14 protein-coding genes are annotated in these 15,958 nt (G+C 34.7%); 9 read left to right on the top strand and 5 right to left on the bottom strand.

The genetic code is table 11. The features are described 5' to 3' along the window. Nucleotides 1-267: 267 nt before the first annotated feature. On the top strand, nucleotides 268-1,500 hold the full coding sequence (hflX, locus tag BXU11_RS01665) for a GTPase HflX (RefSeq protein WP_024980532.1): 1,233 nt from the start codon (nucleotides 268-270) through the stop codon (nucleotides 1,498-1,500). A 48-nt stretch (nucleotides 1,501-1,548) separates the two neighbouring features. On the opposite strand, the gene BXU11_RS01670 is transcribed toward hflX, so the two are convergent. After that, complete coding sequence (locus BXU11_RS01670) at nucleotides 1,549-2,913, bottom strand: S9 family peptidase (protein WP_078210786.1); 1,365 nt, start codon at nucleotides 2,911-2,913, stop codon at nucleotides 1,549-1,551. A gap of 166 nt (nucleotides 2,914-3,079) precedes the next feature. Between BXU11_RS01670 and BXU11_RS01675 the strand changes: the two genes are divergently transcribed. Then, nucleotides 3,080-3,796 (top strand): PPC domain-containing protein, encoded by a 717-nt coding sequence (locus tag BXU11_RS01675; protein ID WP_078210787.1) that lies wholly within the window; start codon nucleotides 3,080-3,082, stop codon nucleotides 3,794-3,796. 111 nt (nucleotides 3,797-3,907) lie between these two features. Here the strand turns inward: BXU11_RS01675 and BXU11_RS01680 are convergent, their stop codons facing one another. The 3 genes from BXU11_RS01680 to BXU11_RS01695 all read right to left on the bottom strand — a co-directional run bounded on the left by BXU11_RS01680 (nucleotide 3,908) and on the right by BXU11_RS01695 (nucleotide 6,154). Then, nucleotides 3,908-4,810, bottom strand: coding sequence for a CPBP family intramembrane glutamic endopeptidase (locus BXU11_RS01680; protein WP_078210788.1), 903 nt, complete (start codon nucleotides 4,808-4,810; stop codon nucleotides 3,908-3,910). Nucleotides 4,811-4,887: 77 nt separating this feature from the next. After that, on the bottom strand, nucleotides 4,888-5,652 hold the full coding sequence (locus BXU11_RS01685) for a DUF3667 domain-containing protein (RefSeq protein WP_078210789.1): 765 nt from the start codon (nucleotides 5,650-5,652) through the stop codon (nucleotides 4,888-4,890). A 325-nt stretch (nucleotides 5,653-5,977) separates the two neighbouring features. Further along, on the bottom strand, nucleotides 5,978-6,154 hold the full coding sequence (locus BXU11_RS01695; protein ID WP_024980534.1) for a twin-arginine translocase TatA/TatE family subunit: 177 nt from the start codon (nucleotides 6,152-6,154) through the stop codon (nucleotides 5,978-5,980). A gap of 244 nt (nucleotides 6,155-6,398) precedes the next feature. Between BXU11_RS01695 and BXU11_RS01700 the strand changes: the two genes are divergently transcribed. The 7 genes from BXU11_RS01700 (at nucleotide 6,399) to BXU11_RS01730 (ending at nucleotide 14,856) form a co-directional block, all read left to right on the top strand. After that, nucleotides 6,399-6,854 carry a peptidase gene (locus BXU11_RS01700; protein ID WP_223253647.1) on the top strand — a complete coding sequence of 152 codons (456 nt, stop codon included), beginning with the start codon at nucleotides 6,399-6,401 and terminating at the stop codon, nucleotides 6,852-6,854. A gap of 7 nt (nucleotides 6,855-6,861) precedes the next feature. Next, a complete protein-coding gene (locus BXU11_RS01705) occupies nucleotides 6,862-8,349 on the top strand; it encodes a GH3 auxin-responsive promoter family protein (RefSeq protein ID WP_078210792.1) in 1,488 nt (495 codons plus the stop codon). 113 nt (nucleotides 8,350-8,462) lie between these two features. Beyond that, complete coding sequence (locus BXU11_RS01710; RefSeq protein ID WP_078210793.1) at nucleotides 8,463-10,142, top strand: hypothetical protein; 1,680 nt, start codon at nucleotides 8,463-8,465, stop codon at nucleotides 10,140-10,142. Between the two features lie 7 nt (nucleotides 10,143-10,149). After that, nucleotides 10,150-11,133: a hypothetical protein gene (locus tag BXU11_RS01715; protein ID WP_078210794.1), complete on the top strand. Its 984-nt coding sequence runs from the start codon at nucleotides 10,150-10,152 to the stop codon at nucleotides 11,131-11,133. A gap of 31 nt (nucleotides 11,134-11,164) precedes the next feature. Then, complete coding sequence (locus BXU11_RS01720) at nucleotides 11,165-12,475, top strand: MATE family efflux transporter (RefSeq protein WP_189318494.1); 1,311 nt, start codon at nucleotides 11,165-11,167, stop codon at nucleotides 12,473-12,475. Nucleotides 12,476-12,515: 40 nt separating this feature from the next. Beyond that, on the top strand, nucleotides 12,516-13,580 hold the full coding sequence (locus BXU11_RS01725; RefSeq protein WP_078210796.1) for a hypothetical protein: 1,065 nt from the start codon (nucleotides 12,516-12,518) through the stop codon (nucleotides 13,578-13,580). Further along, on the top strand, nucleotides 13,540-14,856 hold the full coding sequence (locus BXU11_RS01730; protein WP_223253648.1) for an O-antigen ligase family protein: 1,317 nt from the start codon (nucleotides 13,540-13,542) through the stop codon (nucleotides 14,854-14,856). Before BXU11_RS01725 ends, BXU11_RS01730 begins: the two co-directional genes overlap by 41 nt. Here BXU11_RS01730 and BXU11_RS01735 read toward each other — a convergent pair. Continuing rightward, the gene (locus BXU11_RS01735) at nucleotides 14,792-15,898 is read right to left on the bottom strand and encodes a glycosyltransferase (protein WP_078210797.1); all 1,107 of its coding nucleotides are present in this window, start codon (nucleotides 15,896-15,898) and stop codon (nucleotides 14,792-14,794) included. The two genes, BXU11_RS01730 and BXU11_RS01735, sit on opposite strands and share 65 nt — an antisense overlap. Nucleotides 15,899-15,958: the final 60 nt, after the last annotated feature.

A 15,958-nucleotide genomic window follows, 5' to 3' on the forward strand; every position in this document is an offset into this window, starting at 1 on the left:
GCCTCGAATTCACGAATTTTTTTAAATAGTATAGGTGTTATTTTTTTTAAATTAAATAAATTTTAATTGGTGAATTTGTGGCCACTTCCTTTCTGTCTCTCTAAAAGTAATTTGCGAATTTGCGGCCATTTTTTTTTTAAAACCAAATATTTTTTAATTCGTGAATTTGTGGCTAGCCTTCTTTTTCGAATCCGATAAAAATAATTCGTGCATTCGTGGTCACCTTCTTTAAAAGCAAATGATTAAATTTGTACCTTATTCAATGACATGTTAGAAAAAGAAAAATTAAATTTCGAAAAAACCGCTATTGTAGGGATCGTAACTCAAAGTCAAAGTGAAGACAAACTTAAAGAATATCTGGATGAACTAGAATTCTTGACCTTCACTGCTGGTGGACAAGTAGTAAAACGCTTTTGGCAAAAAATGGATAAACCCAATCCTAAGACTTTTTTGGGAACAGGAAAAATTGACGAAATTCATCTTTTTGTAAAAGAAAATGACATTTCGACCTTGATTTTTGACGACGAGTTAACGCCTTCGCAACAAAAGAATATCTCCAAAATTATCGACTGCAAAATCCTTGACCGAACCAATTTGATCTTGGATATTTTTGCACAACGCGCCGAAACTTCTTATGCGAGAACGCAGGTAGAATTGGCACAATGCATCTATTTGTTGCCTCGCCTTTCAGGTTTATGGACACACTTAGAACGACAAAAAGGAGGAATTGGGATGCGTGGTCCGGGGGAAACGGAGATCGAAACCGACCGTCGTATTGTGCGTGATCGTATCTCGTTGTTAAAAGATAAAATCAAAACCATCGACAAACAAATGGGTATTCAGCGCAGTAATCGCGGGGCCATGGTTCGTGTGGCGCTGGTAGGTTATACCAATGTAGGGAAATCAACCATGATGAATGCGGTAGGTAAGAGTGATGTTTTTGTAGAAAATAAATTGTTTGCAACTTTGGATACAACGGTACGAAAAGTGGTGATCAAAAACTTACCATTTCTGCTTTCGGATACCGTAGGATTCATCAGAAAGTTGCCTACACAATTGGTCGATTCGTTCAAAAGTACGCTTGATGAGGTGCGCGAAGCCGATCTTTTGTTGCACGTAGTTGATATTTCACATCCCGATTTTGAGGATCATATTGCCTCTGTGAATCAAATTCTTTTGGATATTAAGGCCAATGATAAGCCTACGATCATGATTTTTAACAAGATCGATGCGTACCAACATTTGACTATTGACGAAGATGACTTGATGACCGAAAAAACGCCACGACATTTTACCTTAGAAGAATGGCAACAAACATGGATGAACCGTGTGGGGCATGAAAATGCTTTGTTTGTATCGGCGATTCACAAAGAAAATTTTGAAGAATTTAGAGAACGCGTATACGAAGCCGTTCGACAAATTCACATTACGCGCTTTCCGTATAATAAATTTTTGTATCCTGATTATAAGGATGCCATCGAAAAAGAAGACAAAGAATAAAAAAAGCCCCAAAATTCAGATGATTTTGGGGCTTTTTGGTTGAGATGTTTAGTTTTTCAAAATCCATGTACTCATCGTATCCAAGACAATGGGAGCGATAGTTTGGGTGATGCTTTCATATTCAGCGACCGTTCCGGTTTTTGCCTCTTGGAATAAGTGGTTGAGGTTAGGAAATGCTGTGATTGTTCCTTTTTTATTTCCTCCTTTTAGTAGGGAAGCTTGGATGCCAGCTAAGTTTTCAGTCGCTTTTACTTGTACATCCAAAGTACCGTTCAAAGCAAGAACAGGCACTTTGATTTTTGACCAATAGGTATCGGGATTTAATTTTAGGAAATAAACATACCATGGACGAGTAATAGCACTGGTTTGTTGGACAACAAATTCATCTATTTGACTTTCTGTAAGACCTTGATTTTGGGTTAATTTCTTAAATTCTTCACGAATGTAGTTTTGAAAATCCGTTTTTAATTGTTGGCCAGTATAGTTGATAATGAAGGCATATACTTTTTCGTTAAATGCGGTAGTAGTTGCAATTTGGTAAGCTGTGGCGCCTTGTGCTTTGGCAATGGATTGGGTTTGTAGCAACATCATTCTATCTATGGGAATTCCAGGGCCCGCCATCGAAATCACAAATTGTACTTTTTTATTTTCAGCGGCCACCATTGGGGCAATTAAACCGCCTTCGCTATGACCTAAAACACCAATTTTTTTAAATCCTTTGGAGGTTAAAAAAGCTACAGCAGCTGAGATGTCTGAGGCAAAATTAGCTGAGGTATCTTCAGGGTTTCCTTTGCTAGATCCTCCAATGCCTCGATCATCTAAACGCAATACGCCAATACCTTTTTGAGCAAAATCATGAGCAATTACAGCAAAAGGTTGGTGACTAAAAATTTCTGAATTTCGATCTTGTGCGCCAGATCCTGTGATTAATACCACTACTGGAAATTCTTTTTTGTTTTTGGGCAAGGTCAAGGTTCCTGCCAAAGTATTTTTGTCTTTTGGGTTTACAAAAGTCACTTCTTGTATAGGGTAGTCGAATGGTCCATTAGGTTGCTGCGGACGAATGGTTATTTTTCTTGTCAAAACCAGTGGATAAGTCCCGCCATTTTGTACAAACGTACCCTCGATAGCAGTTCCATTAAAAACGCCGCTATATTTTAGATTCAGATCAGGAGCGGTGAGTTGTAATTCATTGTTCAAAAAGGTAGTTTCCTTAACGGGAATACCTTTGGCACCTTGCATTGGACTTTCAAGTGAAGTTTGATATCCCTCACCATTTTTTTGTATGGTGAAAATTAAGGGTAATTCCATGCCCTGAAAATTTAGTTTTCCTGTCCAGGATCCCTGAATTTCTTGAGCAATAATCGATTGGAAGGTTATTAAAAGAAATACTAGAACGCTTTTTGTTTTCATGAATTTTGTATTGTAATGAACTCCTAAGGTAATTCAATACAGTATAAAACACAAATCATTTTATAGTAGTTAGGATTTTGATTTAATAATTATTTATTGCTGAAACAGTATTGGTAATCAGTTTTTTAATAACTTTAATATATAAATCAATTAAAACTAGCATTTTATGAAATCAATTCTCAAATTAAGGAAGTTAGCCATTCTATTAGTATTGACATTGCCAATTGTATCTTTAGCCCAAATCATCACCAAAAAAGTAAGCTTCCCAGTAGGAAAATCTTCTACTGTAATTCAAGGTTCGATTACGGGTGATCAAACTATTGATTATACAATAGGAGCCAATCAGGGACAAAAACTTAATGTGACGTTAACCGATAAGTCTGGAGGGGCATATTTTAATGTACTACCTCCGGGTTCTCAAGGAGAAGCTGTTTTCATCGGTCAGAATGAAGGTAATAAATGTAGCATTACTTTAAACCAAAGCGGAACTTACAAAGTTAGAGTATATCAAATGCGAAGCACGGCTAGACGCGGGGAAAAGAAAAGTTTTTCGCTTCAAATAAGTATTCCCGGTGCATCTAATAATGGAGATGCTAAAGTTGCAGGTACTAAATACAATGCTACAGGTGATTTGAGGGCAGCAAACGGATCTAAACCTACTTCGGCAAAGTTTGGCGTAATTCGTTCTAATGGGGGAGCAGAAGTGCATGCTACTATGCCAGGAAAAAGCAAACGTGTTTTTGTGTTTTCACAAGGTGAATGGACTTGTAAATCTGGAAACTGTAAATTGTCTTTTGCAAAAATTAGCTCCGATGAATGGGAAATTATTTGTAACGGAACCGAGAAATATTACATCCCAGATGCTGTAATTTACGGTGGATAATACTTAAAAAATATTCTTATGTTCCCCTTTGGAATGTATAAATGACCGATTCGCAATTGTGAATCGGTCATTTTTTATGTATAAAAAGAATGACCTTTCAGTTACTCCAAATCAATCTTTTTTAGTCAACATAGTCCAAATAGATTGCGATGAATAGCGATTTTTATACACTATTTCTAAAAAAATCACTAAAATTATTATTTCGATTGTGCTGAATACAATCAAACGATTAACACTTGCAATTTCAGCTGCAAAAGGAGCAATCGAGGTAACCGCGTCACCTTTTGATGCTACAAACAATGCTAAAAAGGAATTGTTTCCAAAATGAAGTCCCCAAGCAAAAAACAAAGAGCCTGTTCGCCAAGCTGCATAAGCAAAAGCACAAGCGTGCAAAAAATATGGAATTCCTGCGATAAATGTATCCCCCCAAGCTTTAACATTACCAATATGTAATTGACCAAAAAGGAGCCCTTGCAGCGCAATTACTACTGGCAAAAAAGGAATTATTCTATAAGTAGCTTGCATCAAATAGCCCCGGAAGTAGAGCTCTTCACAAGAGGTTTGTATCAAATAACCCACAACGGTTATGAGTAAAATAGGAATCTCATTTGCTAAATTTTCTTTAAAACCAATGTAAGAGACTACCTTTTCTGGCATAATGATAACAATTAAGAGGATAAACGTCGCAGAAATCAACCATTGAAATAAGACACCAATGCCAAAATCTTTCCAAAGCATTTTTTGGGATGGAGCATAAATGCTAAAAAAAGGCCTACCAAAAACAAGCCATCCAAAAAACAATAAAAAAAAGAGTGGAAAAATAAAGGAATACAAAACGCCAATTGTAGACAATGGATTAATGTTCAAATATTGATAAATAATCATAGAAGGAATGCTGCCTAATTGCAGAAATAAATAGCCTAAAATCACCATAAATAAGTAGATCAAAACAGAATGTCTACCTAGTTTTGACCAATCCAAATAGTGTGTAACTTCTTTGATGGAATCTTTCATAGCTAGTTATAGTTTAATTATTTAATGTTTTCCTGTCTAGTACAAGTATTGATAAAAAAAATTAAACCATACATTTTCTATATTAATTTTCCTCCACTCATTAAAAAATGAGTTAACCAATATACAAACATGAAAATGGTAGAAAACAACATCCCAAAAAGAACGGATAAGGATGTTCTAGAAAAAATACTAAATTTTGAATAAAGTTTATTATCATAGAAAAATTGGTGCAAAAACCATACAGAATACCCAAAAACCACATAAGCTAAAATATCATAAACTACCTTCAGAAAAGTTAAGTTTGAAGTAAGAATAGAAAGAATAGTCACCACTTTGGTTATGATTAATACTGCCGAAGCTTTGTAAACATTCATAATTAAATGTTCGGAAAAATTAAATTTACTTTTTTTAAAGAAAAGAAAGGTAAATACCGAAACCACTGGAATCGTAATAAAAATATAAGTTTTAGGATTATCACGGACAAAGTCAAAATATTGAGTAAGAATTTTGGTAGAGCCACTATCTTCAGAACTTATAGCTGCCTCACTAACCGTTGCATATTTATCCAAAAAAATTCCTGCAGCAGATAGTAACAAATATAAACTCATATAGTTCATATGATTTACCCGTTTCCCTTCAATATATTCTCGTATTGAAAAACCAGGTCGGATTGCCAATTCTTTCAAAGTAAAAAATAAATCATTTTTGAATAACGAATAGAACTTATTGGCAATATCCGTTTTAAAAATGTGCTTAAAGGAAAAGCGCGAAGTGCTTGTTTTTTGCCCACAGTTGTAGCAATAAGAACCTGTGGTTTGGGAGTTACAATTCAAACAATTCATCAAAAATTAGGATTTTTTTCGAAAAAATTGAACAATAAAGATAACAATACAAATACTTAAAATCGGATAAATAAAAAACAAGTCCGCTCTAATTACAGGAGTTTTTTCTGATTGTGACCATATTTGTACTACTATTTCCCATAGGATATAGAGGAATAACAATATGGCGGTAAGTTTTTGAAATTTAGTTAGTTGCATAGTGCTATTTTTTTACTAATGTAGTAAAAAGTAAGTCAACTTTTTTATGTCACAAAGAAAAAACTCCAAACTCTTTGCGTTTGTGGCAAGAGTTTGGAGTTGTATTGTGATAATTTTGAAACGTATCTTATTTTGTTTCTTCTTCTTTTTTAGTTGTAGCAGATTGCTCGTCTTTGGCTGCGTTTTTAAATTCTTTAATGCCGCTTCCCAATCCTTTCATTAATTCTGGAATTTTTTTACCTCCAAAAAGTAATAAAACGATACCCACTATAATAAGGATTTCAGTAAGTCCAATTCTTCCCATGATTGTGTTTTTTATAGCCGAAGCCAATTGGTTTTATTTAACGTTGCAAATGTATACAGAATTCCTTAATCTAAATGAGATTACATGAAATATTTATAGTTTTTTGAGTTAAAAATAGGATTATAGACCTTATGCTGAATTGATAAAATCATTAATCCTTATATTTGTCAAAATATCAGGAAGTATGTTTATAAATCGTTTGCTGCCCAAGGGACTCAAGGAATTGATACTCATGAAAAAAAGGTTGATATTAATTAACCAAGAAAACTTTGAAGAGTTATTTTCATTCCGATTGAGCCTTTTGAATGTTTTTGTAGCGGGTACTTTAAGTGCTTTTTTTTTAATTCTCATCACTACGGTATTAATCGCCTTTACTCCTTTGAGAGAATATATACCGGGATATGCTTCGACGCAATTAAAAAAAGAGGCCACTATTTTAGCCTTAAAAACCGATTCATTGACCCAAGCGATCAAAAAAAACGAAGCCTATCTCAAAGCGATACAAAATGTTTTAACGGATAAACTAGAACATGTAACGTTTAATAAAGATTCTATTTTGGCACAAACTCAAACAGCGATCGATCCTGAAACACTAAAAGTGTCTGAAGAAGAATTGAACTTACGCAATGAAGTAGCCGCAGAAGAAAAGAAAGCAAATTCCACCCAAGTTTCAAAGAAAAAGACCACCGTCAAAAAATAAAAAAAGCATGTCTTTAAAAGCCTTTTTAGCAAAATTATTTGCTCAAAAAATAGTAAAAAAAACACAGCAATGGAGTCAAAATCCATTAGCAACGCAACAAGCTGTTTTTAGAAATTTAATACAAGAAGCGCAGAACACTGCCTTTGGTCAAGACCATAATTTTGAGCACATTAAAACACATGCCGACTTTGTGCAGCAGGTGCCAATTCGAGATTACGAAGGATTAAAACCGTATGTTGATCGAGTAGTAAATGGAGAAGAAAATGTACTGTGGAAAGGCAAACCGCTTTATTTTGCCAAAACTTCTGGAACCACATCTGGTGCCAAATACATTCCGCTGACCAAAGAATCAATGCCATATCATATTGAAGCGTCGAGAAATGCTATTTTACATTATATTCACGAAACAGGAAAAACAGATTTTGTGGATGGAAAAATGATTTTCTTGCAAGGAAGTCCCATTTTAACCGAGAAAAACGGTATCAAATTAGGAAGATTATCAGGTATAGCCGCTCATTATGTCCCAGGCTATTTGCAAAAAAACAGAATGCCTTCTTGGGAAACCAACTGTATTGAAGATTGGGAAACCAAAGTGAATGCTATTGTAGAAGAAACCGTAAAAGAAGACATGCGAGTGATTTCTGGAATTCCGTCTTGGGTGCAAATGTATTTCGAAAAATTGCAACAAAAGGCTCAAAAGCCAGTTGGAGAATTGTTCAAAAACTTCAATCTTTTCATTTATGGAGGTGTTAATTTTGAACCCTATCGCGCCAAATTTGAGAATTTAATTGGTAGAAAAGTAGATAGTATTGAACTCTTTCCTGCTTCCGAAGGTTTTTTTGCTTACCAAGATTCTCAAAAAGAGAAAGGAATGTTGTTGCTTTTGAATTCAGGAATTTTTTATGAGTTCATCAAAAGTGATGATTTTTTTACTGAAAATCCAAAGCGTTATACCATAGGCGAAGTCGAATTAGGCGTAAATTATGTATTGATTATTTCTACCAATGCGGGACTTTGGGGCTACAATATTGGTGATACAGTACAATTTACTTCATTGAAACCTTATCGCGTTATGGTTTCGGGTAGAATCAAACATTACATTTCTGCTTTTGGGGAACACGTGATTGGCAAAGAGGTAGAAAGTGCTTTGCAAGAAGCGATTCAAGGCAGCGCTATTCGCATCAATGAATTTACGGTGGCTCCGCAAATCACGCCAAAAGAGGGATTACCTTATCACGAATGGTTTATTGAATTTGAAAACGAACCAGAGGATGAGGTTGCTTTTGCAGTAGCTATTGACCAAGCGATGCGCAAGCAAAATATCTATTATGACGATTTGATTGTAGGCAACGTTTTGAGAAAAGTAGTCATCACCAAAGTCGCCAAAAACGGTTTCCAAGACTATATGAAATCCATCGGGAAATTGGGTGGACAAAATAAAATTCCGAGATTGAGTAATGATCGGAAAATAGCCGATGTATTGCCTAAAATTTAATAAAGAAAATTGATTTGTACTCAGTTTACCGTATGGTACAATTTAATAATTTTACAATAATTTGCCAAAAAAAACTTTTACTTACCTTTGAGAAGTGATAAAAAACAAAGAAGATGAATACAACCAAACATATATCAAGATCTAGAGCGCAAGAATCTTCTGCGGCTATAGAAAAAATGTACATTACGATGCGCCATTTATTCAACCGTGGGTTTTATAAACCAATGGGAATTTCGGGAGATACCTTACGGGAAGCTTTATTGGCTTTACGCCCAGAGATTTATGGTTCTATTGCCGATGAAAAAGTAGAATTGAATGGGTTATTATACGTTATCGAACGACTTCCAGTAGGGATTGAAGAATGTCGATTTATTAATCTTACTTCGGATGAAGGGTATTCTAAATCGCATTTTCAGGCTATTGTTCCGCCAAAGCGAAGAAGAAATTGTTACCGAATTGACGAAGAACAAATGAATGTTGAAATCACTCGCGGGCGTTCCGATATTTATGATATTTTGACGCATCTGACCTTTATTTTTATCGAATCGCATAAAATCAAGGAACGTGTTTTGTTAGATGATGCTGGCGAAGTTTCTAGAGATTGGCTAAAATTGGAAGCCGCCGTAAACCAAACGAAGAAACTAACACAAATCGAAAAAGAAAAAGCGATTTCGCATGCGTCTAATATTTTAGGAAGAACTTTTGAAGAAGTATTAGACATTTATGATGCTTTTGGTTCAGAGAATGCACCTGATCGTTTTCTGCATGTAATCTATTGGTTAGGAAAATTAGCCATCGAGGAAGTGGTAGACAACAATAAAAGAACCATCACTTTTAGTCCTATTTTGAGAGAACGTTTGGGACACCATATTCATGGTGAAGTTTGGGCGAATAATATCAAAGAGGTTTTACAATCCAAAAACTTATTAGACCGACCTATTCACGTTATTAGTGCCAACATGCACAGTGTGATGAATTCTATTTTTGCCACACCACTACTCAAATCGAAGTTTAAGGATCAATCTGACTTTGTGATTTATGAAGAATTGAGTAACTCAGGCGCCAAAGAATTACGCAAGCAAGTAGAAACGGTGGCCGAGAAAAACGGAATGGTATTTTTGCCTGATACTTCAGGAACCAATATTGATGTGCAATTGTTTGATACCGCCAAAATTGATTGGTCCAAAACCGCTTTTCCAAAGGCACAATTAGGAGACAAAGCGCCTGTTTTGATTGTTATGGATTATGCTTTTGGAGAACAAGCCTATGAAACCATTGATGAATTATTAAAGCCTTATAAAAAAGAGACCTTGCTCAATGTACAGTCGGTTTCTATTATGGGAAAAGCTGGAATTCTCGAAGGCGGCAAAGGTGATATTATGATTCCAAATGCCCATATCAACGAAGGAACAGCAGATAATTATTTCTTTGAAAATGAATTGACCGCTGAGATGCTCGAAGGTAATGACATCGCTGTTTTTGCAGGACCAATGGTTACCGTTTTGGGAACATCACTTCAAAATAGAGATTTGTTGAAGTTTTTTCATGAATCGACTTGGGGCGTGATAGGCCTAGAAATGGAAGGGTCCTATTATCAAAAAGCGATTCAATCGGCCTCTAAAATCAGAAAGAGTGTACCAAAAGATATCAAAGTGCGTTATGCCTACTATGCTTCGGATAATCCTTTGGAAACTGGAAGTACTCTAGCCTCTGGCGGATTGGGAACTACTGGTGTAAAGCCAACGTATTTGATAACGATTAAAATTTTAGAACAAATCTTGAATAGTAAATAAATAACTAATGAGTACACCTTCGCATAGCGATTCAGAAATTGATGTATTTCAAATTACTACCAAAGTGAAAAAGGGTTTCGAACGATTGAATACGCTGCTGTTCAATTGCATTCAGTTTTTTGTACACCAATGGAAAATAGTTGTTGCCTTATTAATTATTGGTTTTGGTTTGGGATTATTTTTGGATAAAAGCAATAAATTGTATACCCATGAAATCACTGTGATTCCCAACTTTGGAAGCGTCGATTATTTGTATGCTAAAATCAATTTGATTCAATCAAAAATTAATGCTGGAGATGCCGATTTTTTGCAAAAAGAAGTAGGATTATCCCACCCAGAAGCTTTAAGAAAGATTGAAATCAAACCCATAGCCGACGTCTATAAATTTATTGAAGACAAAGAACGCAACTTTGAGTTGATTAAATTAATGGCCGAAGTTGGAGAAGTTAAAAAGGTACTAGAGGACAATATTACCAGTAAAAACTACACTTACCATAATGTATCAGTCCTTACTAATGGAATCGCGAATGAAAAGGAGTTGATTACGCCTTTACTGAATTACCTAAATCAATCAGACTATTTTTCAGCAATGAAGGAGGTGGAAGTCGCAAATTTGAAACAAGCTATTGCACAAAATGATACCATTATTCAACAAATAAACGGAATTCTTAATGGGTTTTCGGCCAATGTAAAAAGTAGTTTGAAAAATGACAAGCTCATGTACTACAATGAAAACACCCAACTCAATGATATTATAAGATCTAAAAGGGATTTGTTATTTGATCAGAGTAAGAATAGGTTGAAAGTAATCAACTTTCAAAAAACAATTAAAGAGATAACCTTCACCATGAACAGTACTACTTCAAAAGTAGTAAATGGCGTAATGAAATTTGTATTGCCATTATTTCTGATTTTGTCGTTTGTATTTATTCGTTTGTTCATCCGATTTTATCAAAAGCAAGTGGCTAAATCCAAAACTGCAGCTTCATAAAAATCTCTTTCTTTTACAAACAAAACCTAATGTGTTAAGAACTCTTCGCTTTCATTTCCTTAAGACCTTTCAAAATTCTGTAGTTAGGCAAAGTCTGCTAACCTTGTTCATTAGGGTTTTTGGGGTAGTACTTTTGTTTGGTTTTACGTTGTTTTTAACGCAAAAGTTTACTCCTCAAGTAGTAGGACAATATGATTTTGTCCGGACTTTTCTTTTTGCTATCGGAAGTATTTGTTTATTGGGTTTTGATCAATCCATATTATATTTCAAAGGGCGTTTGTATCCAGAGTACTCTTTGGGACATTTGAAAAAAGTATATCTAAAAATGGTCTTAATGCTGTTTTTTGCTTCCCTGCTTTTATTGGTTTTCATAGTAGTATTGGATGCTTCAGTGGTTACACAATTTTTCTCCGACGATGCAACTTATCACCTTTTGTTAAAAGCTTCGGCAGCTTTGTTTTTTTATGGTCTTTCAATTCTAAATGTCGAGGTTTTTAGGGCGTTAGAGGAAATAGCAGTAGCTGAACTATTTCGGAATATTTTCAAATACTTACCTATAATTGTAGTTGCTTTTTTATTAGTGCAATGGCAATTAGAACCCTATTTGGTGGATGCTTTTTTGTTGAGTTTTGTTTTTATGGGAATTTTGACCACCGTATTGACTTTTTACTTTTTTACCAAAATACCAGCTACTTATTCCACTGATTGTTTTTCTTCTCGAGAGATTATCACACATTCCTTTCCTATTGCTGTAAGCGGAATGGCTATTTTTTTGATGATGAGTTTTGACATCTTGTTTTTAAAAAAGTATTTTGGTGACGCAACTGTTGCTTATTATGCTGTGGCGGTCAAGTTAATGACATTGTTGTCTGTTATTATTTTGACGGTAAACATTACTGTTTCGGCAGCTATAGCAGCCAGTTTTTCGAATAAAGAAATAGATAAAGTGCAGCAAATTGTGCAAAATAGTTCCCGATTAATAGTAGCGATTACACTGCCTGCAGTTTTTGTGTTGCTTATTTTTCCAGAGTTTATTTTACAATTTTTTGGCTCCAATTATGTAGTTGCGAAAGAAGCTTTATTCATATTGGTTTTGGGACAAGGTTTTTGTGCTTTTTTTGGATCGGCTCCTGTTTATCTGAACATGACAGGCCGACAACACATTTTTCAGCGCATTGTTTTACTAGCGCTTTTGCTTAATTTTATTTTAAACTATTTTTTAATTCCCTCGTACGGAATGATAGGAGGTGCGATAGCTTTTTCTGTCAGTGCTTTGTTTTGGAATTTTAGTACGGCACTTTTTGTATATCTTAAAGACGGTGTTAAGTTGTTTTTGAGTTAATTTCTAAATTTTTTACGCATCTTTATTATTTATCATCAAAATGTCTTTTATTATAAAAAAAAATACCGCTACTTTTTTACTTCTTTTTGGTCTCAATTTGGGACTTGCCTTTGCCGCGAGTTTTTTTTTACCACCGAAATTCTTTTATGATGCTGCCATCATAGCTTATGACAAAGGCAATGAAATTGGTTATTTTGGAAGCTATCCACTGACCATTCTTTTTTATAAAATTACGGGATTGTGTTATCTGCCTTTTTCTGTAATCGCTTTGATTCAATTTCCAATTTTGATGCTGATTCTTTACAAAATTGGAATTCCAAGTACCTTTGAAAAAATTACGATTAAGAACGTTTTAGTGTATTTTTCTTTTTCGATTATTGCTATTTTTATTTCAATGCCTTCAAAAGAGTTTCTGACTTTTTTGTACCTTTCTACTATTGTCTTCTTGTTTCAAAATAAAATTTTTAATTTCAAAACGAACTTATTAATTGCCTTTTTGCTTTTTGTTTTTTTTGGTGCAGTATATCGTCCTTATTTTGTATTACTTCCTATTGTTGCCATGAGTATGTATTGGATCTCTTGTATTAAAATCCAAAATCGAACTTTTGCTACCTTGTGTTATGGTATTGGAGTTATGATTTTGTTGTCTTTGAGTTACGGAGTAGTACAAGGTAAATTTTTATCAGAGCAAACGCGCGAGTTCTTAAATTTAACCCGATTGAATTCGCCTGATGCCAATTCGATCATTTTATCACCAGTAAAAACAGATACGTGGTATGGTGAAATCATTGGAATTCTATATGGTTTTTTTACAGTAAACCTGCCTTTAAATGGGCTAAAACATTTTTTGAAGCCACAAATCTTACTATTTGTAATTTGGCAAATGTTCCTTTTTTATATCTTGTTGGTTCGGTTGGCACGTTGTATAAAGGATAAAAATGAGTATGTTTATGAACTATGGATACTTCTTTTTGTCTTCTCATTTTTTATACTTCAAGGTGTTTTTGAACCGGATTTGGGATCAGCAATTCGACACAAAATGGGAATTTTTCCACTAATTTATTATGCATTATACTATGACCATTTCCGAAAAGAATTTCAATAAAATTTTCTCCTTTTTTTTGGTTGCGATTGCTTGTACCTTAATTTTCAGGAAGCCTTGTACTTGGTTAATTTTTGCTTTTGCGGTTTTTAATATTTTCTATTTTAAGAAAACACAATGGTCTAAAAAGGCCTTGATTTTAGCAGGCATCATCGCTTCCCCTTTTTTGTTAGAATTAGTGTTTTTTTTTAACAATGATTCTTTGGCTCAAGGGATTAAATCTATTGAAAAAACGTCGGCATTGGTTTTGTTTCCCTTATTTATTTTGGGGAATTACCAAAGGATTTCTTTTTCGAAATTGTTGCGGTATTATGTGAATGGTACGACGTTAGTAATGATTGTTTTTACGCTTCGGTTTGTATTGGTTTATCCGGAGTACGTCACCAAGTATTGGCATGGTGTTCACCTTTGGGAAATGGGTTATGTTTTTGCCAATTCTATCGGAATTCATGCGCCTGCGCTCAATATGCACTTGGCTTTTGTGAGTGTAGCGGCTTTGTATTTGTTATTAGATTCTTGGCAAATAAAAAAGGATTATAGAACTTCCTTTTTATCCGTTTTGGTGTTTGTGTTTTCTTTTTTCTTTGTGCTTTTGGTCAATACTCGAATGGCATTATTCAATGTACTTACAGGTTATTTATTTGTAGTGTTCTCGTTTTTTTTAGTGCATTTTAATTTAAAAAAAATGATGTTGTATAGTGTTGTCATCGGTGGAGTAGTACTCGGAATTTTAATACTCTTTGTTCAAAAAAATCCTTACATGAAAGAAAAATATGGTTCGGTGACGTTTGCTTATATGGACAAGGTGGGGAAATTGGACGAAATTGAGCATCCCGAAATAAAGGTTTTTAATGCTTTGGTAACCAGAGTTTCTATTTGGAAATCGGCTTGGGAGTTATCGTTACAGCATTTGCCTTTTGGCGTGGGTGCTTCGGATGGAAAACCGGAATTAGTGAAGTATTATAAACAAACCCATCAGTATTTTTTGGCGGAATATGCTTTTCCTACCCACAATCAGTTTCTTGATTTTTTATTAAAATTTGGTGTTTTAGGACCTCTTGTAGTGTTGCTTTATATTGGTACAATTGGCTATTTGGGAATTGATTTAAAAAATGCATTGGCCTTTTCGTTCTTTTTTCTTTTTTTTACTTCGAACTTAACGGATGATTTTTTGTTGCGTTTTGATGGAATTACGTTTAGTGGTTTTTGGTTTTCTATTTTTGGAAGTCTTTGGTTGCAGCAAAAAAATACTGTTCGTACAATTCCTGGAGTGCCGTAAAGTTTTTGGTTTTATCAAATAAATTAACGCATCTTGATTCTGCATTTTTGCCAAATTCGGCTCTAACATTTGGATCTTCCAATGTTTTAAAATATTTTGTTAGCTCTGACGTTTCTTGGAACAAAAAGCCAGTTTTGTTGGGAAGAATGAGATCATTATTTCCAGCAATTTGTGTAGCAACAATTGGTTTTTGTAATGCCATAGCTTCAAGTATGGCGATGGATAATCCCTCCCAAAGCGATGTTTGAAGATAAATATCGAAAGAATTTAAGTGCTCATAAACTTTTTGTTTGTTTATAAACCAACCGGTTACTTTTATATTTGGCGCTGTAAGCTCTTCTCGTTCTTCGCCATCACCGACCCAAACAAATTGATAGTTTGGAAATTGTAAGGCAATTGAATTAAATAATTTTGGATTTTTTTGGGCAGTAATTCTTCCTGTAGTACCAATGGTTAATTTCGGATTAACAAAGGGTTGTAAATAGCGTTGAATACTCGCAATGTTGATCCCATTTCTAATCATTTCGGATTTTCCTAGTTGTTTTGCTAATTCAAATTCAGAGTCACCACAAGCGATAGTGATTCCTCCGAAGATTTTTTGAAAAAATTTCTCGATGGACCAATATGCTTTTTTGGCCATAGGAGAACTATCGGTGCGTAGAAAAGCATAGCCATGGGGCGTATAAAAAACGAGAGGTTTTGGGTTGAGAAAGTAGCAAGCGATTCTTCCTAGGACACCAGCTTTGGAGGAATGCAAATGCACCACATCGGGTTTGATTGCTTGAAGTTCATGAATTAAGGTTTGTATGGCTTTGAGGTCGGAAATAGGGCTAATTTCTCGTTTCATCGCTACTTTTTTATTTGGGAGGGCAGCGAACAATTGGGCTGCTTTTTGCGGATCGATTTCTTTGCGCTTGTCGCTATAGAGGATGAAAGTAGACACTTTTTGACGGATAGTTTCTTTTTCAAAATGATGGGTTAAATCTTCAAAATAGGTATAAACGCCTCCGCCTAATGCTTCGATGATATGTACAACTTTCAATTTTTTTCTTTTTGCTTGGAAAACAAAAATAAAGTTTTCTAGAGAACTTATACTAAAATC

The organism is Flavobacterium sp. LM5 (assembly GCF_002017945.1).
Lineage (GTDB): Bacteria > Bacteroidota > Bacteroidia > Flavobacteriales > Flavobacteriaceae > Flavobacterium > Flavobacterium succinicans.

Bases quoted from the DNA above. Each gene is read 5' to 3' on its own strand.
- BXU11_RS01705 (WP_078210792.1), top strand. From the start codon at position 6,862: ATGTCTTTAAAAGCCTTTTTAGCAAAATTATTTGCTCAAAAAATAGTA.
- BXU11_RS01730 (WP_223253648.1), top strand. From the start codon at position 13,540: ATGCATTATACTATGACCATTTCCGAAAAGAATTTCAATAAAATTTTC.
- BXU11_RS01680 (WP_078210788.1), bottom strand. From the start codon at position 4,810: ATGAAAGATTCCATCAAAGAAGTTACACACTATTTGGATTGGTCAAAA.
- BXU11_RS01715 (WP_078210794.1), top strand. From the start codon at position 10,150: ATGAGTACACCTTCGCATAGCGATTCAGAAATTGATGTATTTCAAATT.
- BXU11_RS01675 (WP_078210787.1), top strand. From the start codon at position 3,080: ATGAAATCAATTCTCAAATTAAGGAAGTTAGCCATTCTATTAGTATTG.
- hflX (WP_024980532.1), top strand. From the start codon at position 268: ATGTTAGAAAAAGAAAAATTAAATTTCGAAAAAACCGCTATTGTAGGG.
- BXU11_RS01685 (WP_078210789.1), bottom strand. From the start codon at position 5,652: ATGAATTGTTTGAATTGTAACTCCCAAACCACAGGTTCTTATTGCTAC.
- BXU11_RS01725 (WP_078210796.1), top strand. From the start codon at position 12,516: ATGTCTTTTATTATAAAAAAAAATACCGCTACTTTTTTACTTCTTTTT.
- BXU11_RS01670 (WP_078210786.1), bottom strand. From the start codon at position 2,913: ATGAAAACAAAAAGCGTTCTAGTATTTCTTTTAATAACCTTCCAATCG.
- BXU11_RS01710 (WP_078210793.1), top strand. From the start codon at position 8,463: ATGAATACAACCAAACATATATCAAGATCTAGAGCGCAAGAATCTTCT.
- BXU11_RS01695 (WP_024980534.1), bottom strand. From the start codon at position 6,154: ATGGGAAGAATTGGACTTACTGAAATCCTTATTATAGTGGGTATCGTT.